This is a genomic window from Adhaeribacter aerolatus, from assembly GCF_007991635.1.
GTDB lineage: Bacteria > Bacteroidota > Bacteroidia > Cytophagales > Hymenobacteraceae > Adhaeribacter > Adhaeribacter aerolatus.
Map to the genome: position 1 here is coordinate 1 of NZ_BJYS01000038.1, position 3,051 is coordinate 3,051.

Below are 3,051 nucleotides of genomic sequence, written 5' to 3' on the forward strand. Positions count from 1 at the left end.
ACCACCAGCAGCACCCCGGCTTGTACCGACATTAAACCCGTAACCGTCACCATTAATCCATTTGCGCAACAGCCATCTGTTAAATATAACCCACCTGCTTGTGACCAAAATACATTTAGTATTGAAGTTGGTAGCGTCAATAGCCCAATATTAGTTGGCGGTAAATATATTGTATTGGATAAGAATGGCGCTTCTATTGCGGGTATTAGTCCGGCAACAACTGCTCAAAATCCTTATCTAGCTACTGCTGCCGATGTGAGTGCTAATAAAATTACCTTTTCCAACATTCCAGCGGGTTCTGGTTTTCAGGTTAAAGTAATTAATAGTTCTGGCTGTCCTTCTGCACCATTTGCTTGCCCTACAACAACCACCAGTTCAATCAGAGCAGTTCCATCGGCCAAAGCACCTGAAAGCAGTGAAGCGGTAAATAAAACGGAGATGACAGCTTACCCTATTCCTTTTACCAGCGAAACCACGCTTGAATTTAAATCAGTAAAAGAAGAGGACTACGTGATTAACCTTTATGACCTGAGTGGTAACTTAATTAAACAGCTTAAATCTGGTAAAGCCAAACCGGGGGAAATAACCCAAGTGAAGGTTAATGGCAGAGGTATGGCTGAAAGCATATACTTAGTACGGAAAGTAAGTAAATCTGGAGTAAGTACAGTTAAAATACTGAAGGCCCGATAAGTTAAGGCAGAATTAAATTTAATGGTAGCTGGAAACATATTTGTTTCCAGCTACCATTTTCTATTTATTCAAAAAATCAGATTTCCTTCTCTAACCCATTAAAATTTATTTAAATACCTTAAAAGTAATACCCAAAAATAAAACTAATCTAAAATTTGTAAACTGTAAATTACAAGAGTGTAAATTTTTTAAGGAATCTATTATTTAAAAAAGAATTAGAAGAAGAAGCGCCTTTATATTGTTAATATTTTCAATTATATAGTCAAAAAGTTAAATTTATTATCCAAATGATTTTGTTTTGTGTTAAATAAATTTAATTTTTTCTTTATTATTTGTAACTTAATTTACAAAATTAAGTAAAATTTTCTTGCGTATTGTAATTGAATACCCTATCTTTAAGAATAACCGTTTTTTAGAATATCCTTAATACGCGATAGGATAGATGCCTTTATGGCCTATTATTTTGAATGATGTAGTGAGTAAGCTATTTAAAATTAAATACTTATAAGATTAAGTTCGCTGCTGACCTAAATTCCCAACCTACCAACTAAATTATTTTAAAGTATTTATTTCTGCACCAACGTGGCCTTTTAATTAATGCGTCCACTACAGTTATGTAAAAGAAAAAATGCTTAACAATTACATTCTTATATAAACGAATGTAATTAATAGCCTTCTTTAGGCATATCCCAAGGCTGCTTTAGATTAAAGGAGTTTCTACACTTACCAGGTTAACCAACAAAATTCTTCACTATTAAAAAACCTTTTATGAAGCATTTGCTGTGCAGTTCTAAGCCGCGATACGATCCTAATAAGTGGAAATGGTAACATTTACTTTATAGCATATTAGGTAGATAACATTAATAAAAATCTTTTAACACAAACGAAATCATGAACAATATTTACAATTGTACGAGCGGGGCCGGGAGTGTCTTGCCGAATCAGCTACAGGTTCTATGGCGGTACGTCATGGTGCTGGCAGCTATTTTATTTCTATCGTCCAATGCATCTGCTCAAATTACTGTTGATGGAAATCCTTCCGATTGGGCCGGCATTTATACTAATAATTCAGTTGTGGTTAAAACGTTGGTGCGCGATGCCAACAACACCAACGACGACCAGTTTACCGGTGGCTCTCAGGACCCGGATTTAATTTCTGAATGGAGTTGGGTTAACGGCCAAACAAATGATAAAGGTGATATATCAAATGCCGGTGCGGCATTAATTGGTTGCAACCTGTACTTTTTTGGCGATAGAACTGCTATCAACGGCGATGCCCAAATTGGCTTTTGGTTTTTTAAAGGCCAGGTTTCGCCAACCGGTTCCGGAACTACCAACAGTACTTTTTCCGGTCAGCACCAAGTTGGCGATTTATTAATTCTATCAAACTTCACTAATGGAGGTGGAACACCAACTGTAAGGGTTTATGAGTGGGTTGGTGCGGGAGGTTCCGATGGTCCTCTGAATCTTTTAACCACAGCTACCAGTAGTGGGGCAGTAAATACCACCAGTTATCCCGTACCTAATGTTACCTATGAAGGTGATACCTGGTCTTATGCAGCCAAAGTTGGTCCAGCCGGTATTTACCCTACCGGATCTTTTTTTGAAGGTTCCGTTAACTTATGTACGTTATACGGTCAACAGAGCACGCCATGCTTTTCCAGCTTTTTACTCGAAACCAGAAATTCCCAATCTACCTCGGCTTCGTTACAGGATTTTGCTGCCGGTGGCTTTGATGTAACACCCATTAAATATGCCATTACTGGTAGTTCTTTCTGCAGTACCACTGCTACAACAGGTTCTATTACTTTAGCTGATTCACAGCCTGGCGTTAGTTACCAGTTGCTCAATTCCACTGACCAGGCTGTTCAGGACCCTAAATCTGGAACCGGCGAACAATTGGTATGGACTAACGTTGCTCCGGGTACAGGTTATAGAATAGTGGCCACCAGGGCTGGGTTCAATTGCCCCACTTTCACGGATCGGGTTGATGTTACTTTATTCCCGGCGGTAGTAGTGGAAGCCGGCGGACCGGATAGCCGCTGCCAATCAACAAGCACCCAGGTGATAGCATTAACCGGCGCTAGTGTAACGGGTGGTGCTACCACCGGTACCTGGACTATAGTTTCTTCTAACCCGGCTGGAGCTAATACTTTAACAAATACAACCTTAGCTGCTGGTAGCTTAACCGTAGCCGCTAATTACACTGGAACCATTACTTTGCAGTTAGCCAGTCCTGACCCTACTGGTCCTTGCCCTGCCGTAACAGATACCAGAATAATTAATATCAGCCCAGCGGCAACGGTAGAAGCAGGTGAACCATTAACGGCTTGTCAAACTACAACCGCACAAGTAGTAGCT

The 3,051-nt window shown here is 39.7% G+C and carries 2 protein-coding genes; both read left to right on the top strand.

What is annotated here, in order from left to right:
* Nucleotides 1–174: 174 nt before the first annotated feature.
* The gene (locus tag AAE02nite_RS20960; protein WP_146902675.1) at nucleotides 175–690 is read left to right on the top strand and encodes a T9SS type A sorting domain-containing protein; all 516 of its coding nucleotides are present in this window, start codon (nucleotides 175–177) and stop codon (nucleotides 688–690) included.
* An 891-nt stretch (nucleotides 691–1,581) separates the two neighbouring features.
* The coding region (locus tag AAE02nite_RS20965; RefSeq protein WP_218033536.1) for a hypothetical protein at nucleotides 1,582–3,051 on the top strand (1,470 nt) is incomplete at its 3' end.